Genomic DNA, 23,426 nt, shown 5'->3' on the forward strand with positions numbered 1-23,426 from the left:
ATTATGTTTCGATTGAGCCGGTTTTGGTCCGGCTCAATCGCTCCTGTCTCACGCCGGATGCGAGGCTTCCACCACCGCGAGCGCTGCCATATTGACGACACCGCGTGAGGTGACGGATGGCGACAGGATGTGCGCTGGCAGGGCAGTACCGAGAAGGATCGGCCCGACATGCAGGCTGTCGGTCATGGTCTGGACGACACCGAGTGTTATGTTGGCGGCATCGAGATTGGGGAAGACGAGCAGGTTGGCTTCACCGGTGAGCGTGCTGTTTGGCATGACGCGCTTGCGCAGGATCTCCGAAATCGCCGAATCACCGTGCATTTCGCCATCGGCTTCAAGGTCCGGCGCGAGCTCGCGCACGATCTGCATCGCCTTGCGCATCTTGGCGGCGCTGTCGGAATCCCTCGAGCCGAAATTCGAATGGGAAACGAGGGCTGCACGCGGCGTGATACCGAAGCGACGGATTTCCTGGGCGGCCATGACCGTCTTCTGGGCGATCTCTTCCGCCGTCGGGTCAAAGGTCACGTAAGTATCGGTGAGGAAGGTCGTGCCGCGCTGCGAGATCAGCAGGCTGAGCGCCGAAAAGTCGAGCACGCCTTCACGTTTGCCGATGATTTGCGAAACGGCACGCAGATGGGCGCTGTAGCGGCCTTCGACGCCGCATATCAGCGCATCGGCTTCGCCGCGCCGGACGGCCAGAGCGCCGATGACGGTCTGGTTGGTTCTGACGATCGTGCGGGCCGCTTCCGGAATGACGCCGAGGCGACCGACCAGCGAGAAATACTCGTCGACATAATCGCGGAAACGCGGATCGCCTTCCGGATTGACGACCTCGAAATCCGTGTCCGGCCGGATGCGCAGGCCGTAGCGCTTCAGCCGTGTCTCGATGATGTGCGGACGGCCGATCAGGATCGGCCGTGCCGTGCCGTCCTCGAGCAGCACCTGGGCTGCGCGCAGCACGCGCTCGTCCTCGCCTTCGGAGAAGATTACCCGGTTCTTCTGGGCGTTCTTGGCGGCGGCGAAGATCGGCTTCATGATGAAGCCGGAGCGGAAGACGAAGCGGTTGAGCTGGTCAAGATAGGCGTCGAAATCGTTGATCGGCCGGTTGGCAACGCCACTGTCGGCGGCAGCCTTGGCGACGGCCGGCGCAATGCGCAGGATCAGCCGCTGGTCGAACGGCGAGGGGATCAGGTAGTCCGGACCGAAGACCGGCGTTTCGCCGGAATAGGCGCGCGCGGCGACGTCCGACGGCTCTTCGCGGGCAAGCGCTGCGATGGCGCGCACGGCGGCCATCTTCATTTCCTCGTTGATCGTGCGGGCGCCGCAATCGAGCGCGCCGCGGAAGATAAAGGGGAAGCACAGGACGTTGTTGACCTGGTTGGGGAAGTCCGACCGGCCGGTGCAGATCATCGCGTCGGGACGCGCAGCGCGGGCAACTTCCGGCATGATCTCCGGATTGGGGTTGGCAAGCGCCATGATGAGTGGCTTTTCGGCCATCTGCACCAGCAGTTCCGGCTTCAGAACGCCGGCTGCGGACAGGCCGAGGAAAACGTCGGCACCGGCGATACTGTCGGCGAGCACCCGGTTTGCACTATCCTGCGCATAGATCGACTTCCACTGGTCCATCAGCACTTCGCGGCCGACATAGACGAGGCCTTCGAGATCGTGAACCCAGATGTTTTCGCGCCGCGCGCCGAGCGTGACGAGGAGATTGAGGCAGGCAAGGGCCGCGGCCCCTGCGCCTGACGTGACGATCTTTGCCTTGGCGATATCCTTGCCGGCCAGTTCGAGGCCATTGAGAATGGCGGCGGTAACGATGATTGCAGTACCATGCTGGTCATCATGGAAGACCGGGATATCCATCTTCTCGCGCAACTGGCGCTCGACTTCGAAGCATTCCGGCGCCTTGATATCCTCAAGGTTTATGCCACCGAAGGTAGGCTCCAGCGCTGCGACGACATTGACCATCTGGTCGATTTCGGGTGCATCGATCTCGATATCGAACACATCGATGCCGGCGAACTTCTTGAACAGGACGGCCTTGCCTTCCATGACGGGCTTGGAAGCGAGCGGGCCGATATTGCCAAGGCCGAGAACGGCCGAGCCGTTGGAAACGACGGCGACCAGGTTGGCGCGGGCCGTGTAGTCGGCGGCCGTCGACGGATCGTCGCGGATGGCGAGGCACGGAGCCGCGACGCCTGGCGAATAGGCGAGTGCCAGGTCACGCTGGTTGCCGAGCGGCTTGGTTGGCTGGATCTCGAGCTTGCCGGGGCGCGGATAGCGGTGGAAGAAAAGCGCCTGTTCGTCGAGATCGCCGCTTGCTGGAACCGTTGGGGTCTTGGCCTTGTCGCCAGTGCTCATATTCGTGAATCCCTACCTTATCGTCGAGGCTCTTTTTGCACGAAACGGACGCCCCGTACAGTTTGGAACTGCCCGATTATCCCTGGTTCTCCGCGACAGCCGTTTCAATCGAAAAATGACCGATCCACCGCCTGTCATTCTCCTGAAACAAGAGTCTGTTTTTGACAGGGAATAGAGAGGCCCGATAGATCCGCGAGGCAGCATGACCGAGAAAGAGCAAGACCCGCCCGTCCGTCGTTTCAGGACCCTGTTCATTTCCGATGTGCATCTGGGATCGAAGGCTGCCAAGACCGACTATCTTCTGGATTTCCTGCGGGTCACGGAAGCCGAAACGATCATCCTCGTCGGCGACATCGTCGACGGCTGGCGGCTGAAACGCAGCTGGTACTGGCCGCAGTCGTGCAACGATGTTGTGCAGAAGCTGTTGCGCAAAGCCCGCAAGGGCAGCCGCATCATCTACATACCCGGCAACCACGACGAATTCATGCGCGATTTTCCGGGCGTGCATTTCGGCGGCATCGAGGTTGCCCAACGGCATATTCACGAGGGCGCCGATGGCAAGACATATCTGGTGCTGCATGGCGATGAATTCGATGTCGTGGTGCGCAATGCGCGGCTGCTCGCCTATCTCGGTGACTGGGCCTATGACATGGCGATCCTCATCAATGTCGGGCTGTCGGCCGTGCGCCGCCGTCTCGGACTGCCTTACTGGTCGTTCTCGGCCTGGGCGAAGCTGCAGGTCAAGCATGCGGTCAATTTCATCGGCGAATTCCAGCGCGTGGTCGCCGACGAGGCGCGACGGGAAAATGCCGACGGCGTCATCTGCGGTCACATCCATCATGCGGTGATGGAGGATATCGACGGTGTTCGCTATATCAATACCGGCGACTGGGTGGAAAGCTGTACGGCGATTGCCGAACATCACGACGGTACGATGGAACTGATCACCTGGCGTGAGCTGAGCGGCGTTCCCGTCGTTCGCGAGGATACGACCGAGGTCGAAGCGATGATGGCGCGGGCACTTTCGCAACAGGCGGCTTAAAAACGACCGCGCAACGGCTGTAGGGAAATCTAGCTTCTAGCTTCGCTTGGCGGCTGTGATAAATCATGGACGTATAAATCAGGTCCCTCCATGATTCCCTCGTCCCCGCCTCCTTACCGAGAGGATGCGCCGGCCTATTTCGTGCCGCGCATCGCCTTGCTGTTCTGCGCGCCATTGATCGTCAATGGTTTTGCCATGCCGTATTTTCCGGTGTGGCTCAGCACGCTGTCGCTCAGCGATTTCGAGATCGGCATCGTTCTCGCGGTGCCGATGTTCATACGCGTCATTACGGCGCCGCTGGCCGGGCTTCTGGCGGACAGGATCGGCGAGCGAGCCCGCGTGCTGATCTGGTCGGCGGTGCTGTCGCTGCTGACGGCGCTGGCGCTGTTCGTGTCGCACAGTTTCTGGTTCGTGCTGGTCATCTACGCATTGCAGGGCGGGGTCTATTCGCCCTATCTGCCAATCGTCGAGGCGATCGCCCTGACCGGCGTGCGGCGCTGGGGATTCGACTACGCCAGCATGCGCCTCTGGGGTTCCGTTGCCTTCATCGGCGCGACGATGTTCGGGGGCGTGATGATCGGTCTCTATGGCGGCGCCATGGTGTTGCCGGCCATGGCCTGCGCTTTCCTGCTGATGATCCTGTTGACCCTCATTGCGCCGCGCGTCGGCCGGCCGCGGCGTCCCTCGACGCTGACGACGCTGACGGAGCCGCCGCCAAAGGCATTGCGTAAACTCGACCTGCAGATGCTTCTGATCGGCGTGACCTTGGTCAACGGCAGCCATGCGATGCTGTTTGCCTTCTCGGCGATCTATTGGCAGCATATCGGCTTCAGCGGCACGCAGATCGGCCTGTTGTGGAGTGCCGGCGTCGCAGCGGAAGTGGTGATGTTTGCCTGCGCCAAGGCGATCATCCGGCGCTTCAGCCTGTGGACGATGATCTTTTCCGGCTGCGGCCTTGCGGTCGTGCGATGGATCATCTTCCCGATGGATCTCGGCTTCTGGGGCTATTTCGTGCTGCAGTGTTTTCACGCCTTCACCTATGCGATCATGCATACGGGCATGCAGATCATGCTGGTCCGGCGGGTGCCGGAGGAGCAGGAGGCTTCTGCGCAGGGGCTGTATTTCTTCTATACCGGCGTGTTTACGGCGATCTTCACCTTTGCCTCCGGCTATTTTTACAGCTGGTTCGGCGTCCAGGGTTTCTATTCGATGTCTGCGGTCGCTCTTGTCGGGTGCGGCTCGGTGTTGGCGGCCTGGTCTCTTCAGCCCCAGAGGGCGGCGAGCGGCGGAAAGACCTTGGAGGCCTCGTAGCGCAGGCCAGGCTCCCGGTCGCGGGAAAGAAGCAGCGCGCCGTCGAGATCGACGAATTCGGCTCCTTGCGCCAGCAGAACGGCCGGCGCCATCGCCAGCGAAGTGCCGACCATGCAGCCGACCATGATCTTCAGGTTCAGGGCGCGCGCCGCGTCCCGCATGCGCAGCGCTTCCGTCAGGCCGCCGGTCTTGTCGAGTTTGATGTTCACGGCATCGTAGAGCCCGGCCAGTTTCGACAGGTCTTCGGTCTTGTGCACGCTTTCGTCGGCGCAGACCGGAACGGGACGGGAGACGGACGCCAGCAGGCTATCCTGACCGGCGGGAAGGGGCTGTTCGATCAGAGCGACGCCCTCTCCGGCGCAGACGCCGAAATGATAGGCCAGATTGGCTTCCGTCCAACCCTCATTGGCATCGAGAATGATGGCGCTGTCGGGGGCTGCTGCTCGCACCGCACGAATGCGGGAGGCATCGTCGGCGGTTCCCACCTTGATCTTGAGCAGCGCCCGATGGGCGTGTTGCGCGGCCTGGGCTGCCATTGCCTGAGGCTCGCCGAGCGAGATGGTATAGGCGGTGGTGAGCGGCGCCGGTTCGGCGAGATTTGCAAGGACAAAGGCGCGTTTGCCGGAGGATTTCGCTTCAAGGTCCCAGAGCGCGCAATCGACGGCATTGCGTGCCGCGCCGGCCTTCATCGCGCTCAGCAACCCTTCACGGTCAACGTCCGCCTCGATTTCCGAACGGATCGCTTCGATTTCGGCGATCACGCTGTCGATGGTCTCGCCGTAGCGACCATAAGGCACGCATTCGCCGATGCCGGCAAAGCCGTCGTGTGAAATGCGGCAAGTGACCACAGAGGCCGTTGTCTTGCTGCCGCGCGAAATGGTGAAGCTTCCGGCGATCGGGAAGTGCTCGACGGCTGTGGCAAGCAAACGGGTCATCGGTATCTCCTGTGGTATCCATAGCGCAGCGACCAACCGTTTGTTTCAGAAACGTTTCAATCGGTGACAGATGGGGCTCGAGCGGCTATGAGTCGCTGACGTTTTATCAAATGCAGCCATCTCCGAAAGAGCCAACAGACGTGACGCGTTCGCAAATGAAAACCGGCACCGACGTGCAACTGGACGAGGCGGGCAAGAGCGGAACCCGGATCTACCGATTCAGCGGTGATTGGCGCAGCGCATCCGTGCATACGATCATGTCGCGGTTGAGCGAGCTTGCTTCCAAAGACGGTAAAGCGGCCGAAGTCGATCTGAGTGACATCACGGCGATGGATACGGCCGGCGCATGGATCATCAGCCGCTTTATGTCCAAGATCGGGGACGTCAAGCTGACCAGCAACAATCCACGTTATCTGGAGCTTCTGGGTGCCTTGCCTGACGAATTGCCGGAGCCGGGCGCCGAGCCGAAGCAATTCACCTCCCGTTTCGCGCGCTTCTTCGCCCCTATTGGCGAGGCTGTCCTGTCTGCCTGGGAAGATACCGTGGCGGCGATGTTCATTCTCGGCTCCGCCGTTCGCGGCGCGCAACTGAAGTTGGGACGTCACAGCGGCCTGTCTCCGGCTGCGATCGTCAACCAGGTCGACCGGATGGGTGTGCAGGCCGTTCCGATCATCATGCTGATGTCGTTTCTGATCGGCGCGATCATCGCCCAGCAGGGCGCATTCCAGCTTCGCTATTTCGGCGCCGAACTGTTCGTCGTCGATCTGGTCGGCATCTTGCAGCTTCGCGAAATTGGCGTTCTGTTGACGGCAATCATGATCGCCGGACGGTCCGGCAGCGCCATCACGGCCGAAATCGGCTCGATGAAGATGCGCGAGGAGATCGATGCGCTGAAGGTGATGGGGCTGAGCCCTATCGGGGTACTCGTATTCCCGCGACTGGTGGCGCTGACGGTGGCATTGCCGCTGTTGACCATCGTCGCCAATTTCTCCGCGTTGACGGGGGCTGCCGTCGTTGCCTGGGGTTACTCCGGCATCACCTTCGCGACCTTCCTGGCGCGGTTGCAGGAGGCGGTCGATTTCTCCTCCGTGCTGGCCGGCATGATCAAGGCGCCGTTCATGGCATTGATCATCGGCGTTGTCGCTGCCGTGGAAGGCTTGAAAGTCGGCGGCAGTGCCGAATCGCTCGGCAGGCACGTGACGCAATCGGTGGTGAAGTCGATCTTCGTGGTTATCCTGGTCGACGGCCTGTTTGCGATGTTCTACGCATCGATCGATTTCTGATGGAAGAGGTTTGGCCGGTGGAGCCGATAGACGACGCAATGATGGACGAGAAAGAGGTGCGCGGCGGAGACGGTGCGGAAATCGTTCTGTCCGTTAGAGATCTGACGGTCGGGTTCGGTTCCAATATCGTGCTCGACAAGCTCAATCTCGACATCTATCGCGGTGAAATCCTCGGCTTCGTCGGTGCTTCGGGTACCGGCAAATCGGTTCTGATGCGCACCGTCCTGCGCCTGCTCCCGCGCCGCTCCGGCTCGATCAAGATCCTCGGTGTAGAATATGACGAGGTCAGTGAAGAGGAGCGCATGGAACTCGACATGCGCCTCGGCGTGCTCTTCCAGCACGGCGCGCTGTTTTCCTCGCTGACGGTCATGGAAAACATCCAGGTGCCGATGCGGGAATATCTGAACCTGCCGCAGGATCTGATGGACGAACTGGCGCGGCTGAAGATCGACATGGTGGGCCTGGCGCCGGAGGCTGCGGACAAGTTTCCTTCGGAGCTCTCCGGCGGCATGATCAAGCGTGCAGCGCTGGCGCGGGCCCTGGCGCTCGATCCGGACCTGGTTTTCCTCGATGAGCCGACCTCCGGCCTCGACCCCATCGGCGCCGCCGAGTTCGACAACCTGATCGCCAAACTGCGCGACACCCTGGGATTGACCGTGTATATGGTGACTCACGATCTCGACAGCCTGTTCTCGGTCTGCGACCGGATCGCGGTGCTCGGGCAGAAGCGGGTTCTCGTCGAAGGCACGATCGAGGATATGCTGACCTGTGACGACGATTGGGTGAAGTCCTATTTCCGCGGCAAGCGTGCGCGCTCGATTGTCCGCGGCGGCGACAAGAAGGCCTCCTGAGTGCGCCGTTCATGATTTTGATTGAAGCAAGGAACCGCGCTTGCGGCCTCCCTGAAGGATACCGGTAGCAATGGAAACAAAAGCCAACTACGCCATCGTCGGTTTTTTCACCGTCATGGTCATCTTCGCGGCCTTCGGCTTCGTCTACTGGATGTCGCAATATGGGCGCAGCGGTGAGATGGTGGAACTGGTGATCAGCATTCCTGGCTCGGCCAATGGATTGAGCGTCGGTTCCCCGGTGCGGTTCAACGGTATTCCCGTCGGTTCGGTCCGCAGTCTGGCAATCAATTCCAACGATCCCCGCTATTCCGTTGCCGTGACCGAAGTCTCTGCGGACGCACCCGTTCTCAAATCAACGACCGCGACCCTTGAAATCCAGGGCCTGACCGGTGCGGCCTATATCGAGCTCAGCGGTGGTAACAAGGGTGAGGAAAACATCCTGCGGAAGGCGCTGGAAGAGGGCAGGTCGGCGCAGATGACCGCCGACCAGTCCAGTGTCACGAGCCTCCTGGCGACAGCCGACAAGATCATGGACCGGGCGAACGCTGCGATCGGCGATATCCAGGGATTCGTCAAGGATGTGCGCGGGCCGCTGACCAGCACGATCTCCAATGCCGACCGCTTTTCCAGAGCCCTGGCCGACAACTCGGACGGCATCGATGCGTTCCTGAAGAGCGTCAGCGCCTTGTCGACATCGATCACGGCGGCAGCCGGCAAGCTCGATTCGACGCTGACGTCAGCCGATGCACTGGTGAAAGCCGTCGATACGAAAAAAATCGATCATATCGTCAGCAACGTCGAGAAGATGAGCGACGACCTGCGCGCGGCCTCCGGCGGCGTGGCCGATACGATCGCCAGCTTCCGCAAGACCGCAGAGACCTACGAGCGCCTTGGCCAGAATGCCACAACGACGCTGAGCCGCGTCGATACGCTGCTTGCGGCGGTCGACAGCCAGAAGGTGAATGGCGTCGTCAACGACGTGTCGGCCGCAAGCGCCGATGTCCGCAAGACGGCCGCCTCCATCAGCGACTTCGCCGACCGGATCAAGGGCCGCCAGAACGACATCGACCAGACGATCACCGACGTGACCCAGATGGCCAACAAGCTGAATGCCGCATCGAGCCGCGTCGATGGCATTCTGGTCAAGCTCGACGGTTTCCTCGGCGATGCCGACGCGCCGTCCCTGTCGGCCGATGCCCGTGCAACGCTCGCCTCCTTCCGCAAGATGGCGGACAATCTGAACGCTCAGATCGGTCCGATCGCCGACAATCTGAAACGGTTCTCCAGCTCGGGGTTGCGGGATGTCGAGGCGCTGGTCACCGAGACGCGCCGGACGGTCCAGAACCTCGATACCACGATCTCGACCTTCGACAGGGATCCGCAGCGGCTGTTGTTCGGAGGCGAGACCGTCAAACAATATGACGGCCGCACACGCCGCTGATCTCCGCATGTCGTTTCTGTTTTTGCTTCGATATTTCCCGCTGACTTAGCCCGCGAATCGCGTATGGCTTCCTACACGTCGATTGTGCGTGGCAAGGCTGCAAGCCTTGCCGGAATTCTGCCGTACCTGCGGAGGCTTGGCAGTAATTTGGCTTGTTTTGACCAGATGAGCCTTTAAGTTGCTGCTGATTGGCGAAGGATAGTGTTTGAAAATGAATTTTCCGGACGCGCTGTTTGGTCGAAAGGCAGGATTGATCCGGGCCTGCACCGCTTTTTTCCTGGCCGCCATGATCTCAGCCTGCGCCGGAAAACCCAGCAACGACACCTTTAGCCTTTCTTCCACGCCGGTCATCGAGGGGCCGGCGTCCACCGGCAAGCAGATCCTCGTTCCCGAGCCGTCCGCACTGAAGGCGCTCGACGGCGATCAGATCGTTATCCGGCTGTCCGGCTCCGAAATCCAGTATCTGGCCAAATCGCAATGGAGCGACAGGCTGCCAAAGATGGTTCAGGCGAAGCTGCTCCAGACCTTCGAAAATACCGGCAAGATCGCCGGCGTCGGCAAGCCGGGCCAAGGGCTTGCCATCGATTACCAGTTGATCACGGATATCCGGTCGTTCGAAATATCGACAGAGGGCGCCGACACGGCCGTCGTCGAGATCTTCGCCAAGCTCCTCAACGACCGCAACGGTACGGTGAGCAGGCAAAAGGCGTTTCGCGCGACGGTTCCGGTGCGTGGCAGCGGGCAACTCGCTTTCGTCGCTGCGCTGGACGGCGCTTTTGCGCAGGTCGCCGCCGATATCGTCTCCTGGACGCTGACGGCGATCTGATCAGGCGACCGAGATCCTGTTGACGATTTCGGCGACGCCCTCGACGGTGCGCGCGGCCTCTTCAGCTCTTTCCACCTCTTCGATGGTCGAAACACTGCCCGTCAGAAGGATCGTGTTTCCCTTGGAGATCACGGAGACATCCGAGGCGTCGAGCCCGTCAACCGTTGCCAGGCAATTGGCGACGCGTGTCTCCAGGTCCGCCTGGTCCTGCGGAAAAAACTCTTCCGGCGTTTCGCCGTAAAACGTCCGCTCCTTGAACACCATCGCGCCAATCCTCCGAAACAGGGCTTGCAAGACAACGCGCCAGCCGGGCTTTTGTTCGGCCCTGTTCCATTCGAAACAGCGCAAATGCGGGCCGCATGAGAATGTTGTGTCACTGGATGAGACGCACTCATCAGCAACCAACAGAGGAGAACATCATGCGCAAGTTCATCATTTCCGCCACCGTCGCCGCAATCGCCGCCATCTCGTTCGCCGCGCCGTCCTACGCCGGCCACTATGGCCACCATCGTCATCACCACGGCTATCATGGCGGCTTCTCGATCGGCTTCTATGACGGCGGCTACTATGGCGGTTACTACGAGCCGTCCTGCTACATCAAGAAAGTGAAGCGCTGGGACCGCTGGGGCAACCTGCGCATCAAGCGGATCAGAATCTGCGACTAGAATACGCGGGCGTTCCCACCAACGAATAACCCGGCCGTTTGCGCGGCCGGGTTATTCGTTCGCAGAACAGTACGTTTGGAGAACAGGACGTATGTCAGGGCCAGCGCACTACCGGCGGTAGCGATGAGAGGATCGACTCGACATTGCCTCCGGTCTTCAGGCCGAAGATCGTTCCCCGGTCGTAGAGCAGGTTGAACTCGACGTAGCGGCCGCGGCGCACGAGTTGCTCGTCGCGGTCCTCCTCCGTCCATGGCTTGTTGAAGTTCGTCCGCACGATCTTCGGGTAAATCAGGCTGAAGGCCTTGCCGACGTCCTGGGTGAAGGCGAAGTCGTCATCCCAGCCGCCTTTCTCGTCATCCGAATGCAGCCAGTCATAGAAGATGCCGCCGATGCCGCGCGGTTCGTTGCGGTGCTTCAGGAAGAAATACTCGTCGCACCATTGTTTGAAGCGCGGATAGTCGGCAACCGGATGGCGCTTGCAGGCGATTTCCATGCCCTTGTGAAACAGCATCGTGTCCGGATCGGTCTGTGTTCGGCGGCGATCAAGCACCGGCGTCAGGTCGGCGCCGCCGCCGAACCAGTGGCTGGTGGTGACGACCATGCGGGTATTCATATGGACGGCCGGCACGTTCGGATTGACCGGATGGGCGATCAGCGAGATGCCGGACGCCCAGAACCGCGGATCTTCGTTCGCGCCTGGAATCTGGCTGCGGAATTCCGGCGAGAATTCGCCATGGACGGTCGAGGTGTGAACACCGACCTTTTCGAAAACGCGGCCTTCCATCATCGACATGCGGCCGCCACCGCCTGACCCTTCGTCTCGCAGCCAGTCCTTGCCGATGAAGCGGCCGGGTTCGCGGTCGGACAAGGGACCGGTGAGTTCGTCCTCGACGGTTTCAAATGCGGCGCAAATCGTGTCGCGCAGGCTTTCGAACCAGGCTTTCGCCTTTGCTTTCTTGTCCTCGATATCCGCGGGCAGTCCCTGCGGCAGGTCCGGTCGTTCCATCGAAATCATCCTGTTTGGCGGGGATGGGGGGTGGAGCCCCGCCGATATGTATCGATTCTGGAAAGATCATATTTCTGCCATGCTTGGCAACGGCACCAAGAGGTTTAGGGTCAGTCTGCCGCAGGGCAGGCGGCTGAAAATTCAGACTCGCAAAAACAGGACTATTTCCCTATCTTTGTTCCTGAAGGCTCGACTGGTGAAAGGTGAGCTTGATGGCAAAAATTCCAGCGGGGCCGCCACTCGAAGGCTTGCGACGCCAGATTGCCCGGCATCGCAGCGGCGGCACGCAAAGAAAAGATGGCCTGTTCGTGCGCGAGACATTCCGCCTCGATCGCGCCCACGCGCGGCAAAAGGCGCAGGAATGGTTCGACAGATGGCCCAAGGCTGCATACTGGACCGAAGTCGAAAGCTGGCGCCAACTCGAGGGCGATGAAATCGAGTTCACCATGCGGCGCCTGCCAAGCGCGGATTGATTGCAAGCCGGCTGGATTTTCTACCGCTTGAGCGCATAGTCGAAGCGATCCTTCCCGCCCGATTCGGGCCGTTTCCAAAGATTTCGCTGTGGCTTTTCCGTGCTCGCCGATTACGCGCTCCGTTGTCATCCTTTCGATAACCCAGATCATCGGCTGGGGCGCGCTGTTCATGGCGATCTCGGTGACCGGCGAGGCGGTCGCCGCGGACCTTCGCCTCAGCCGTGCAACGGTCTTTCTCGGGCCGACGCTGATGCTGGTCGTGATGGCGGTCTGCTCGCCGCCGGTTGCCGGGTTTTATCGGCGGTATGGTGCCCGGCTGGTGCTGGCCGCAGGCTCGCTTCTTGCCGTTCCGGGGCTCTTGATGCTCTCCGTCGCCGGCGGCCCCGTCGGCTATTTCATCGCCTGGGCCATCTTCGGGATTGCCGGCGCCGCCTGCCTGACGACATCGGCGCATGTCTTTCTGGCGGAACTCGCGGGCGAGGGTGCCCGGCGGGCGATCAGCGCCCAGATGCTGTTCATGGCGCTGGCGCCCAGCCTGTCCTGGCCGGCGACGGGTTTGCTGGAGGCCGAGTTCGGCTGGCGCGGCGTGTCCGTCGTCTACGGCGGTCTCATGCTCGTCGTTTGCCTACCGTTGCATCTCTTTGCATTGCCGAAGATGCCAGTTGCTGCCCCCTCTCGTGAAAGGAGAGGAGCTGTCAGCCCAAAGCCAGGCAGACGGCATCGCCGCATCGTCGCGCTGATCACGGCCGCGATCGCACTCAATGGCTTCATCACCTGGGGTTTCCAGCTTGTCGTCATCGATCTGTTCCGGAGTTTCGATGTTGCCGACTATCTGGCCGTCGGCTTCGGCTCGGCGATCGGCGTCGTGCAGATGTCGGCGCGTCTTTTCGACTTCCTCGGCGGCAACCGCTGGAACGGACTGGCGACCGGACTGGTTGCGGCCCTGATCATGCCGGTCTGTCTCGTTGTCCTTTCGGTCGGTGGCGGGACGGAATGGTCGATCCTGATGTTCCTGCTGCTCTACGGGCTTTCGAGCGGCGCGATGTCGGTCAGCCGGGCAACGCTGCCGCTGGTGTTCTTCACGCCTGCCGAATATGCCGGCGTCGCCGCGCGTCTGGGGCTGCCGCTCAATCTCGCCTTCGCTGCGGCGCCGCCGTTCTTCACCTATGTGCTGGGCACCTATGGCAACGGTGCAGCGCTCGCCATCGCGTTCGTCAGTTCGCTCGGCACGCTGCTCAGCATGCTGACATTGCAGCGTCTGGCAAAACCTCAGGAGGCATCCGGCCTGCCGGTCTGAATGATGCCATCTTTATCTTCGCCGGCATGCTCGATCAGATAGGCGCCGGTGCCTTTTTCCGAGAGCGCGTCATCGGGATTGCGCAACGGGCAATCTCGCATCGAGAGGCAGCCGCAGCCGATGCAGGAGGTGAGCTGGTCGCGCAAAGCGGTGAGCTTGGCGATGCGGTCATTCAGATCCGCCTTCCAATTTTCCGACAAGCGCTCCCAGTCGCTGGCCAAGAGTTGGCGGTCGTCCGGCAGCGAGGCGAGGGTCTTCTGGATATCGCCGAGCGGGATGCCGGTGCGCTGGGCGATCTTGATGACAGCGATGCGGCGCAGCACGCTGCGCGGATACCGACGCTGGTTGCCGCGGCTGCGCATGCTTTTGATCAGGCCCTTGGTTTCATAAAAATGCAGCGTCGAGACCGCGACGCCGCTGCGGGCCGCGACCTCTCCGACACTGAGTTCGCGGCGCGGCAAATCGGCTTTGCTTTCTTCCATGGGACGTATTGACCTCAAGTTTAGTTGAGGTTTTATACCGGTTGCTCCAGCCGATCAACAATGGAGCAACGACAAGCATGAACGAGAAAATGACCATCGCCGTCGTCTATGGCAGCACACGGCAGGGGCGCTTTTGCGACACGGTCGTCAACTGGGTCCTGACCGAGCTCTGGGCCGAAAGCGGCATAAGGGTGACGCTGATCGATCCCCAGCAGCTCAAGGGGCCGGCCGGCGAGGCGGCCGTCAACGTCGCCGCGCTGGAAGAGAAGATCGCCGAGGCGGACGCCTTCATCGTCGTCACACCCGAATACAATCACGGCTATCCGGCGGCGCTGAAGGAGCTGATCGATTCGTGCTACGAACCGTGGCACGCCAAGCCTGTGGCGTTCATCTCCTACGGCGGCTTATCGGGCGGGTTGCGAGCCGTCGAGCAGCTGCGCCAGGTCTTTGCCGAACTGCACACCGTGACCATCCGCGACACCGTGAGCTTCTCCAATGTCTGGTCGCAGTTCGATGCTGCGGGCAATCCGTTCAAGGCGGCAGAAGCCAAGGCCGGCCTGCTCGTCATGTTGCGGCGGCTGATGTGGTGGGCAAGCGCCCTGAAGGCGGCCCGGGCTGAAAACGCCTATAGCGGTGTGGCCGCATGAGGGGCAACGGCAGGCATCAGATCGACATTTGCCGGATGGCTTCGCCCGCAATCATCGCCACCGACATGGCGACGTTGAGCGACCGCTGGCCCTCGACCATCGGAATGATGATCCGGCCGTCGGCCTTGTCATGCACGTAGTCGGGAACGCCGGCGCTTTCGCGGCCGAAAAGCAGGGTGTCGCCGGGCAGGAAGCGGAAGCGCGTATAGGGTTCGGCGGCCTTGGTGGAGGCAAGCACCAGCCGCCGCCCCTGCGTCAGCCGCGCTTCCTCGAAGCGGTCCCAGCTGACATGCCGCGTCAAGGTAACGGAGGCGATGTAATCCATGCCGGCGCGCTTCAGGTTCTTGTCCGACAGATCGAAACCGGCGGGCTCGATGATATCGACGCTCAAGCCGAGACAGGCGGCAAGGCGCAGGATCGTGCCGGTATTGCCGGGAATGTCCGGCTGGTAGAGGGCGATGCGGAGTGGATGTGCGGACATATCAACACGGCTTATGGCGTTCATCACCGGCCGTAATCAATCTGTGCCGTAATGGCAACAGAAACCGGCGCGAGCGGGAAAAGATGAAAAAACTGCCTGCGACAATCTGGCATATAGGCGCAAAACATTCTAAGTCTTTTGCATCTTCAACGCGAACCGACGGAGGCATGCATGGATTACCGAATGATCACCAGCCTCCAGGCTGTGTCTCCAGTCCCGATGGACTGACCGGTTTCGCGCTTTTTCTTCTTTGCATGATTGCGCACGACCGCCCGCTTTCCGGACGAACAAGTTTCGCGTGCACGATTGCGCTGTCCCTCCGGTCTTAGAATTTCGAATCGATGAATGCGGGTTTCCCGCCTTCCTTCACTGGATTCCTGAAGGAGCTTGATAATGTTCGGCTGGTTTGAATCCCGCCTCAATCCCTATCCCGTCGAGGAGCCCAAGGTTCCGCCGCAGGGGCTGTTTGCCTTCTGCTGGCACTATACGAAGCCTGCGGCGCCCTGGCTGTTGACCATGTCGGTCTGCACCATGCTGATCGCGATCGGCGAAGTGGCGCTGTTCCAGTTCCTCGGCAATGTCGTCGATTGGCTGTCTTCGGCCAGGCAGGACACGTTCCTCGAGACCGAGGGTACGAAGCTGTTCTGGATGGGCGCGCTCATCCTGATCGGCTTGCCGTCCGTCGTCGCCTTCGATTCGCTGATCATGCATCAGATCCTGCTCGGCAATTATCCGATGATCGCGCGCTGGCAGATGCACCGTTACCTGCTGCGCCAGAGCATGACGTTCTTCGCCAACGAGTTTGCCGGTCGCGTCGCCACCAAGGTGATGCAGACCTCGCTTGCCGTGCGCGAAACGGTGATGAAGATCCTCGACGTCTTCGTCTATGTCGTCAGCTATTTCGTCTCGATGCTGGTGGTGGTTGCCGCGGCCGACTGGCGGCTCGTCGCGCCGCTGGTGATCTGGATCGCCATCTACGTCTCGATCGTCAGCTACTTCGTGCCGCGCCTGCGCAAGATTTCGAAGGATCAGGCCGATGCCCGCTCGATGATGACGGGCCGTGTCGTCGACAGCTACACGAACATCGCCACCGTGAAGCTGTTTTCGCATGCCGGCCGCGAGGAGGTCTATGCCCGGGAAAGCATGGACGTGTTCCTGCAAACCGTGCACCGGCAGATGCGCAAGGTGACGCTGTTCCATGTGCTCGTCTACACGAACAACTGCATTGCGCTGTTTTCGATCTCGGCACTCGGCATCTATTTCTGGATGAGCAGCGGCATGTCGGTCGGCTCGATCGCGATTGCCGTGGCGCTTGCCATGCGCATCAACGGCATGTCGCAATGGGTGATGTGGGAAGTCTCTGCGCTGTTTGAAAACATCGGCACGGTCTATGACGGCATGGGCATGATGACCAAGGTGCACGACATCGTCGACAGGCCGGACGCGCCAGCGCTCAAGGCGCCGCAAGGGGCGATTACGTTCGACAACATCCGCTTCCACTACGGCAAGAACAAGGGTGTCATCGACAATCTCTCGCTGGTCATCAAGCCGGGTGAGAAGATCGGTCTTGTCGGCCGCTCCGGCGCCGGAAAGACCACGCTGATGAACGTGCTGTTGCGGTTCTATGATCTCGAAGCGGGCACCATCCGTATCGACGGGCAGGATATTTCTGCTGTGGCCCAGGACAGCTTGCGCGGCAAGATCGGCGTGGTGACGCAGGATACGTCGCTGCTGCACCGCTCGATCCGCGACAATATCGCCTATGGCCATCCGGAGGCGACCGACGCCGACATCATCGCTGCCGCCAAGCGGGCCAACGCCTGGGACTTCATCGAGCTGCTCGAGGACAACCAGGGCCGCAAGGGGCTGGACGCACAGGTCGGCGAACGGGGCGTCAAGCTCTCAGGTGGCCAGCGCCAGCGGATCGCGATCGCCCGCGTCTTTCTGAAGGACGCGCCGATCCTCGTTCTCGACGAGGCGACCTCGGCGCTCGATTCGGAGGTGGAAGCCGCAATCCAGGAAAACCTCTTCGCCCTGATGACGGGCAAGACGGTGATCGCGATCGCCCACCGCCTGTCGACACTGACCGAGATGGACCGGCTGATCATCCTCGAAGCCGGCAAGATCGTCGAGACCGGCTCGCACGCCGAACTGGTCGCCAAGCAGGGGCTCTATGCCGATCTTTGGTCACGGCAGTCCGGCGGCTTCATCGCGGACGAGCCGGAAAAGGAAGAGGCGGCGGAGTAGCGCCGGTTCGTTCCTCTCCGTCAGCGCGGGGAGGGCGTGGTTCGAAATGCCGGCCGGTCGCATTACGCAATTGTAATCCGGCCGGCCCGCATTCCGCATTGCCGCATTTTTCAAAAGGGCTATATCGGACACATGCTGCGCGCCCTGTTTGCCTTTTTCGAGAACTGGATACGGCCTTTCGCGGCGCGCGAAGGGTTGCAGCCGCCGGTGCGGCTTATCCCTTACGTCTGGTTCTATATCCGGCAGGCGAAAGCGCCGTTTGTCGCCATGCTTGTCCTCGGCGGCATGACGGCGGCGATCGAGGCGACGCTGTTCTGGTTCGTCGGCCGTCTGGTCGATATCCTCGCGACAGTCAAAGCGGGCGAGGGCTGGAGCGGCCTGCTCGCGGCCCATGGAGCCGAGTTGTTCGGCATGCTGGTCCTGATCGGCATCGTGCGCTTCCTGGTGTCGCTGTCGATGGCGCTGGTCGATCAGCAGATCATTACGCCCGGCTTCTACAATCTGGTGCGCTGGCAGTCCTATCTGCATGTGGCGCGGCAATCGCTCTCCTTCTTCCAGAACGATTTCTCCGGCCGCATCGTCACCAAGGTCTGGTCGGGCGGGCAGGCGGTCGGTGACGTCGTCACATCCTTGATGGAAAGCGTCTGGTTCGTCGGCATCTATTCGGTTTCGACGCTGGTGCTTGTCGGGCAGCTCGATACGTCGCTTGCCGTCGTCGTGCTGCTCTGGCTGATCGGCTTTGCGTTCCTCGCGCGCTATTTCGTACCTCGCATTCGCGAGCATTCGCGCGAGACGGCGGAAGCCGCTTCCATGCTGAACGGCCGCATGGTCGACGCCTACAGCAACATCCAGACTCTGAAGCTCTTTGCCCGCGATGAGGAAAACGACCGCTACATGCGGCAGGGCTTCGACATTTATCAGGATACGATCATCCGCTTCACCCGGTTCATCACCGGCGTGCGCGCCTCGATGGCGCTTTTGTCGGGGATCATGATCGTGACGATGGCGGGGCTGAGCTTGCACCTGTGGCTTGTCGGCCTGATCAGCTCCGGCGCCGTCGCTTTCACGATGGCGCTCATCCTGCGGCTGAATTTTCTCCTGAGCCGCATGATGGTTCAGTTCAACGGCATCATGCGCAATATCGGCACCATCCAGAATGCCGCCGACATGATCTCGCAATCGATCCAGTTGGTCGATCGGCCGGGCGCCGCAAATCTCGCCATCACCAGCCCCTCCATCCGCTTCGAGCGTATCCGTTTCCACTACGGCAGGGGCAACGGCGTCATCGATGATCTGTCGCTCGTCATCAGACCCGGCGAGAAGGTCGGCATCGTCGGCCGGTCCGGGGCGGGCAAGACGACGCTCGTCAATCTGCTCTTACGATTCTACGATCTGGAAGGCGGCCGCATTCTGATCGACGGGCAGGACATCGCCGCGATCCGGCAGGAGTCCCTGCGCAACCAGATCGGTGTCGTCAGCCAGGATACGTCGCTTCTGCACCGCTCGATCCGCGACAACATCCTGTTCGGACGACCGGACGCGACCGAGAGCCGTCTACGCGATGCGGCAAGAAAGGCCGAGGCGCTGGAGTTCATCGAAAAACTGCAGGACCAGCGCGACCGCCGGGGTTTCGATGCCCATGTCGGCGAACGCGGCGTCAAGCTGTCGGGCGGCCAGCGCCAGCGGGTGGCGATCGCCCGCGTGATGCTGAAGGACGCGCCGATTCTGGTTCTGGACGAGGCAACGTCCGCGCTCGATTCGGAAGTGGAAGCGGCGATCCAGTCGAATCTCGACCGGTTGATGCATGGTAAGACCGTGCTTGCGATCGCGCACCGGCTTTCCACCATCGCAGCTCTCGACCGCCTGATCGTCATGGACGAGGGCCGGATCGTAGAGGACGGGACGCATGAACAGCTGATTGCCGCCGGCGGTCTTTACGCCGATCTCTGGCTGCGTCAGTCCGGCGGCTTCCTTGCCCGCGACGCGGCTGCCGAATAAGCGCTTCGAAACCGTCGTATGCAGGCGCAAGAACGCCGTGTCTCGACGGGGTCAGAGCGTGAAAAGCGGTTTGCGAACATTGGCTTCGGTTTTCCCGCGACATTGTGGCCCACCTGCCGTGCTGAAGGCTAGACATCCCTTGCGATCAAGCATAGAACGCGCCGGATTGCCGGGGAATCTGCCGTTTCTTTAACGCGTGGGATTCGCCCGGTTTTGATGCATGAGGTGGAGGGGCGAAAGTTTTCTTCGAATCGTGCATCGGCTTATTGATTTGGCGCTGTTCTTTCGCTCAAGTGGCAGCACGGAGCGGGTCGACGCCGGGGACAGTGCGGTTTCCGCAAACATTGCGTGAGAGGATGGTTTAGCCGTGAGCGAACACGAGACATCAAGCGAAACCCTGGGCGAGCCCACTCGCCGCGACTTCCTATACCTGGCGACCGGCATGGCGGGCGTCGTTGGCGCGGGTGCGGTCGCATGGCCGTTCATCGATCAGATGCGGCCCGACGCTTCGACACTGGCGCTCGCTTCGATCGAGGTCGATGTCTCCAGCCTGCAGCCGGGCATGTCGCTGACGGCGAAATGGCGCGGCAAGCCGGTGTTCATCCGCAACCGCACCGACAAGGAAGTCGAAGAGGCGAAGGCCGTCGCTCTCGCCGACCTGAAAGACCCGGTCGCGCGCAATGCCAATCTTCCGGCCGATGCCGAGGCGACCGATCTCGATCGCTCCGCCGGCAAGGATAAGGAAAACTGGATCGTCATGATCGGCTCGTGCACGCATCTCGGTTGCGTTCCGCTCGGCCAGGCTGGCGATTTCGGTGGCTGGTTCTGTCCGTGCCATGGCTCGCACTACGATACGGCCGGCCGTATCCGTAAAGGCCCGGCGCCGGAAAACCTCGCCGTACCGACCTTTGCTTTCACTTCCGACACAGTCATCAAGATCGGTTGAGGGGAATACTGATTATGAGTGGTGATCATTCAACCTATATGCCGACGACCGGGATCGAGAAGTGGGTCGATTCACGCCTGCCGCTGCCACGGCTGGTGCACGACAGCTTCATTTCCTATCCGGTTCCGCGCAACCTGAACTACGCTTACACATTTGGCGCCATGCTGTCGGTCATGCTGATCGTGCAGATCTTGACGGGCGTCGTTCTGGCCATGCACTATGCGGCTGAGACGACGGTTGCCTTCAATTCCGTCGAAAAGATCATGCGCGACGTCAACCACGGCTGGCTGCTGCGCTACATGCATGCCAACGGCGCGTCGTTCTTCTTCATTGCCGTCTATCTCCACATCGGCCGCGGTCTCTACTACGGTTCCTACAAGGCGCCGCGTGAAATCCTCTGGATTCTCGGCGTCGTGATCTACCTGCTGATGATGGCAACCGGCTTCATGGGCTATGTCCTGCCCTGGGGTCAGATGTCCTTCTGGGGGGCCACGGTTATCACCGGCTTCTTCTCTGCCTTCCCCTTGGTGGGCGAGTGGATCCAGCAGTTCCTGCTCGGTGGTTTTGCCGTCGATCAGCCGACGCTCAATCGCTTCTTCTCGCTGCACTATCTCTTGCCCTTCATGATCGCCGGCGTCGTCGTCCTGCACATCTGGGCCTTGCATGTCGTCGGCCAGACCAACCCGACCGGCGTCGAAGTCAAGACGAAGACGGACACGGTTGCCTTCACGCCTTACGCGACCCTCAAGGATGCGCTCGGTGTATCGGTGTTCCTGTTGGTTTACGCCTGGTTCGTCTTCTACATGCCGAACTTCCTCGGCCATCCGGACAACTACATCCCGGCCAATGCCCTGAAGACGCCCGCCCACATCGTTCCGGAATGGTATTACCTGCCGTTCTACGCGATGCTGCGCGCCATCACCTTCAACATCGGCCCGATCGATTCCAAGCTCGGCGGCGTTCTGGTGATGTTCGGTGCGATCATCGTCTTGTTCTTCCTGCCCTGGCTCGATACCTCGAAGGTGCGCTCGGCCGTCTACCGTCCGTGGTACAAGCTGTTCTTCTGGCTCTTCGTGATCAACGCCATCATCCTTGGCTGGCTGGGCTCGCGTCCGGCGGAAGGCCTCTACGTGGTGATGTCGCAGCTCGGCACTCTCTACTACTTCGGCTTCTTCCTCGTCATCATGCCGGTCCTTGGCCTGATCGAAACGCCGAAGCGCATCCCGAATTCCATCACCGAAGCGGTGCTGGAAAAGCAGGGTGCGAAGAAGCCCGTTGCCGCGTGATGTCTGCGAAGTTTAAGGAACCCACAACAATGAAAAAGCTTGTTACAGGCATTTTTTCGCTCGCAGTCGTCGCCGGACTTGGTGCCGGTATCGTGTTCGCCCAGGAAACCGGCGAACACAAAGCCGAAGGCGCTGCGGCAGAGGAACATGCTGGCGGCACCCCGCATTTCCCGATCCATAAGCCGGAGCAGGCAGAATGGTCCTTTTCAGGTCCGTTCGGCCATTATGACAAGGGTCAGCTGCAGCGCGGCCTGAAGGTCTACACCGAGGTCTGTTCCGCCTGCCACTCGATGAACCTTGTCGCCTTCCGCACGCTCGAAGGCCTCGGCTACTCCGAAGCGCAGGTGAAGACCTTCGCAGCCAACTACGAAGTCCAGGACGGACCGAACGCCGATGGCGAGATGTTCACCCGCAAGGCCGTGCCTTCGGACCATTTCCCGTCGCCTTATCCGAACACCGAAGCAGCCGCCGCCGCTAACAACGGCGCTGCCCCGCCGGATTTCTCGCTGATCGCCAAGGCACGCGGCATCGAGCGCGGCTTCCCGACTTTCATCTTCGACATGTTCACGCAGTATCAGGAAGGCGGCCCGGACTATATTCACGCGCTCCTGAACGGCTACCAGGAACCGCCGGCCGGCACCGAAGTGGCTGAAGGCACACACTACAATCCGTATTTCGCCAACGCCGCGGCGCTCGCCATGGCAAAGCCGCTCTCCGACGACCAGGTCACCTATGACGATGGTGCGCCGCAGACGGTCGAGCAGTATTCCCGCGACGTCGCCGCCTTCCTGATGTGGGCCGCAGAGCCGCATCTTGAAGACCGCAAGCGCACCGGCTTCATGGTCATGGTTTTCCTGCTGATCTTCACCGGCCTAATCTACCTGACGAAGAAGTCGGTTTACGCGAACAAGGAACATTGATCCGGTCACGGAGTTTCTGCCCACGATCGAAACCTCCGGCTCCGGCCGGAGGTTTTTTGATTCCGGGGGGCGTTCGGTTTCTTCCCGGACATTTCCGATGCGTGCAGCACTCGCAGGTGCTTGGCAAAGGCCACGAACCAAGCATTGTCGGTGGCGGCGATGCACGCCGGTAGCAAGGCAGCAAAGGTCGCCCGCCCGGCAATGCTCTTCGGAACGATCCGCTTCCGCATCGGGCCGGTGCAGCAACCGTCGCGGCGGCATTTTCGAATGCGGCAGAAGGTGTGGATGTCCATATCAGTCGCCGTTACTCGGCTGATCCGCTCGAATTCGGCTTGCGTCAAAGGTGCGGTATTGTCCGGTGTGGTTTCGTCCATTGGATTTTTCTCCTTTGACGGCAACCGACAGCGTTCACGCGGCGGCTTTCCGTCCGTGTTTTGCGACCGTCTCTTTATATCCCATGACCAAGATCGGCCGGGGCCCGGCATGTGCCGTGACAAAGAGAATTGAACTGACACGATGCCGTGCCCCGTTCGGTGTCTTTTGCCGCGCCTCTAGGTTCTTCTGCGTCCTTTGCCATTGCGGCCAAGGTTTTGTGTGCCCGTGGCAGGGCCGCTTATCCGCCCCGCCTTTCTGTCGGTAGACCATGCCCTGGACCAAGTTGGCGTGGCATGGCCGGCACGCCCGGCCTCTTGCATCTCGAGGCCGGAGGAGAACCACCTTCCGCGCAGCCCCTGAAATCCGGCGTGCGTTTGCACCGAAATTCCAGGGCACCGGTCCTACCTCGCCGGCAACGCTCACCGGTGTATCCGCGGCAGGACACAGCCATTGTATGCGCGGGCTGCGGGGCGGGGAAAACGGCGGGGTGCTTTTGTTGATTTTACAGAGATTTTTTGAAAAGCAGCGCTCACTTCTCCCCAGCGGGAGAAGT

The 23,426-nt window shown here is 61.1% G+C and carries 22 protein-coding genes; 15 read left to right on the plus strand and 7 right to left on the minus strand.

The window, feature by feature from the left end:
- Positions 1-48: 48 nt before the first annotated feature.
- Complete coding sequence (locus tag A3AY_RS0105285) at positions 49-2,361, minus strand: NADP-dependent malic enzyme (protein WP_018324647.1); 2,313 nt, start codon at positions 2,359-2,361, stop codon at positions 49-51.
- A gap of 202 nt (positions 2,362-2,563) precedes the next feature.
- Between A3AY_RS0105285 and A3AY_RS34500 the strand changes: the two genes are divergently transcribed.
- On the plus strand, positions 2,564-3,403 hold the full coding sequence (locus tag A3AY_RS34500; RefSeq protein ID WP_018324648.1) for a UDP-2,3-diacylglucosamine diphosphatase: 840 nt from the start codon (positions 2,564-2,566) through the stop codon (positions 3,401-3,403).
- A gap of 90 nt (positions 3,404-3,493) precedes the next feature.
- Positions 3,494-4,714, plus strand: a complete 1,221-nt coding sequence (locus A3AY_RS0105295; RefSeq protein WP_018324649.1) for an MFS transporter — start codon at positions 3,494-3,496, stop codon at positions 4,712-4,714.
- Here A3AY_RS0105295 and dgcA read toward each other — a convergent pair.
- Positions 4,666-5,649, minus strand: coding sequence for an N-acetyl-D-Glu racemase DgcA (gene dgcA / locus A3AY_RS0105300; protein WP_018324650.1), 984 nt, complete (start codon positions 5,647-5,649; stop codon positions 4,666-4,668). The genes A3AY_RS0105295 and dgcA overlap by 49 nt on opposite strands.
- Before the next feature lie 140 nt (positions 5,650-5,789).
- Here dgcA and A3AY_RS0105305 point away from each other — a divergent pair, with 140 nt between their 5' ends.
- The 4 genes from A3AY_RS0105305 (at position 5,790) to A3AY_RS0105320 (ending at position 10,050) form a co-directional block, all read left to right on the plus strand.
- A complete protein-coding gene (locus A3AY_RS0105305; RefSeq protein ID WP_026203133.1) occupies positions 5,790-6,932 on the plus strand; it encodes an ABC transporter permease in 1,143 nt (380 codons plus the stop codon).
- Between the two features lie 38 nt (positions 6,933-6,970).
- A complete protein-coding gene (locus tag A3AY_RS0105310; RefSeq protein ID WP_018324652.1) occupies positions 6,971-7,783 on the plus strand; it encodes an ABC transporter ATP-binding protein in 813 nt (270 codons plus the stop codon).
- Positions 7,784-7,853: 70 nt separating this feature from the next.
- On the plus strand, positions 7,854-9,224 hold the full coding sequence (locus tag A3AY_RS0105315; RefSeq protein ID WP_018324653.1) for an MlaD family protein: 1,371 nt from the start codon (positions 7,854-7,856) through the stop codon (positions 9,222-9,224).
- 211 nt (positions 9,225-9,435) lie between these two features.
- Entirely contained in the window at positions 9,436-10,050 is a 615-nt protein-coding gene (locus A3AY_RS0105320) for an ABC-type transport auxiliary lipoprotein family protein (protein ID WP_018324654.1), read from the plus strand.
- On the opposite strand, the gene A3AY_RS0105325 is transcribed toward A3AY_RS0105320, so the two are convergent.
- Positions 10,051-10,314, minus strand: a complete 264-nt coding sequence (locus tag A3AY_RS0105325; protein WP_018324655.1) for a BON domain-containing protein — start codon at positions 10,312-10,314, stop codon at positions 10,051-10,053.
- 155 nt (positions 10,315-10,469) lie between these two features.
- Here A3AY_RS0105325 and A3AY_RS34505 point away from each other — a divergent pair, with 155 nt between their 5' ends.
- Positions 10,470-10,715, plus strand: coding sequence for a hypothetical protein (locus A3AY_RS34505; protein WP_018324656.1), 246 nt, complete (start codon positions 10,470-10,472; stop codon positions 10,713-10,715).
- 94 nt (positions 10,716-10,809) lie between these two features.
- Here the strand turns inward: A3AY_RS34505 and hemF are convergent, their stop codons facing one another.
- The gene (gene hemF, locus A3AY_RS0105335) at positions 10,810-11,721 is read right to left on the minus strand and encodes an oxygen-dependent coproporphyrinogen oxidase (RefSeq protein WP_018324657.1); all 912 of its coding nucleotides are present in this window, start codon (positions 11,719-11,721) and stop codon (positions 10,810-10,812) included.
- Between the two features lie 212 nt (positions 11,722-11,933).
- Between hemF and A3AY_RS0105340 the strand changes: the two genes are divergently transcribed.
- Complete coding sequence (locus tag A3AY_RS0105340; protein ID WP_018324658.1) at positions 11,934-12,194, plus strand: hypothetical protein; 261 nt, start codon at positions 11,934-11,936, stop codon at positions 12,192-12,194.
- 88 nt (positions 12,195-12,282) lie between these two features.
- Positions 12,283-13,491, plus strand: coding sequence for an MFS transporter (locus A3AY_RS0105345; protein ID WP_018324659.1), 1,209 nt, complete (start codon positions 12,283-12,285; stop codon positions 13,489-13,491).
- Here A3AY_RS0105345 and soxR read toward each other — a convergent pair.
- Complete coding sequence (soxR, locus tag A3AY_RS0105350; RefSeq protein ID WP_018324660.1) at positions 13,464-13,973, minus strand: redox-sensitive transcriptional activator SoxR; 510 nt, start codon at positions 13,971-13,973, stop codon at positions 13,464-13,466. The two genes, A3AY_RS0105345 and soxR, sit on opposite strands and share 28 nt — an antisense overlap.
- Positions 13,974-14,050: 77 nt before the next feature.
- Here soxR and A3AY_RS0105355 point away from each other — a divergent pair, with 77 nt between their 5' ends.
- Positions 14,051-14,620 carry an NADPH-dependent FMN reductase gene (locus A3AY_RS0105355; RefSeq protein WP_018324661.1) on the plus strand — a complete coding sequence of 190 codons (570 nt, stop codon included), beginning with the start codon at positions 14,051-14,053 and terminating at the stop codon, positions 14,618-14,620.
- Positions 14,621-14,636: 16 nt separating this feature from the next.
- On the opposite strand, the gene A3AY_RS0105360 is transcribed toward A3AY_RS0105355, so the two are convergent.
- Positions 14,637-15,101, minus strand: a complete 465-nt coding sequence (locus A3AY_RS0105360) for a tRNA (cytidine(34)-2'-O)-methyltransferase (RefSeq protein WP_018324662.1) — start codon at positions 15,099-15,101, stop codon at positions 14,637-14,639.
- A 393-nt stretch (positions 15,102-15,494) separates the two neighbouring features.
- On the opposite strand from A3AY_RS0105360, the gene A3AY_RS0105365 reads away from it, so the two are divergent.
- The 5 genes from A3AY_RS0105365 (at position 15,495) to A3AY_RS0105385 (ending at position 22,498) form a co-directional block, all read left to right on the plus strand.
- Positions 15,495-17,348, plus strand: coding sequence for an ABC transporter ATP-binding protein (locus A3AY_RS0105365; RefSeq protein WP_018324663.1), 1,854 nt, complete (start codon positions 15,495-15,497; stop codon positions 17,346-17,348).
- A gap of 132 nt (positions 17,349-17,480) precedes the next feature.
- On the plus strand, positions 17,481-19,346 hold the full coding sequence (locus tag A3AY_RS0105370; protein WP_040668190.1) for an ABC transporter ATP-binding protein: 1,866 nt from the start codon (positions 17,481-17,483) through the stop codon (positions 19,344-19,346).
- A gap of 367 nt (positions 19,347-19,713) precedes the next feature.
- Entirely contained in the window at positions 19,714-20,292 is a 579-nt protein-coding gene (petA, locus tag A3AY_RS0105375) for a ubiquinol-cytochrome c reductase iron-sulfur subunit (RefSeq protein ID WP_026203135.1), read from the plus strand.
- Between the two features lie 14 nt (positions 20,293-20,306).
- Positions 20,307-21,578 (plus strand): cytochrome b, encoded by a 1,272-nt coding sequence (locus A3AY_RS0105380; RefSeq protein ID WP_018324666.1) that lies wholly within the window; start codon positions 20,307-20,309, stop codon positions 21,576-21,578.
- Between the two features lie 29 nt (positions 21,579-21,607).
- Positions 21,608-22,498, plus strand: coding sequence for a cytochrome c1 (locus tag A3AY_RS0105385; RefSeq protein ID WP_026203136.1), 891 nt, complete (start codon positions 21,608-21,610; stop codon positions 22,496-22,498).
- 5 nt (positions 22,499-22,503) lie between these two features.
- Here the strand turns inward: A3AY_RS0105385 and A3AY_RS0105390 are convergent, their stop codons facing one another.
- Positions 22,504-22,872 carry a hypothetical protein gene (locus A3AY_RS0105390; protein ID WP_018324668.1) on the minus strand — a complete coding sequence of 123 codons (369 nt, stop codon included), beginning with the start codon at positions 22,870-22,872 and terminating at the stop codon, positions 22,504-22,506.
- Positions 22,873-23,426 lie beyond the last annotated feature (554 nt).

It is taken from the genome of Rhizobium giardinii bv. giardinii H152 (assembly GCF_000379605.1).
GTDB lineage: Bacteria > Pseudomonadota > Alphaproteobacteria > Rhizobiales > Rhizobiaceae > Pararhizobium > Pararhizobium giardinii.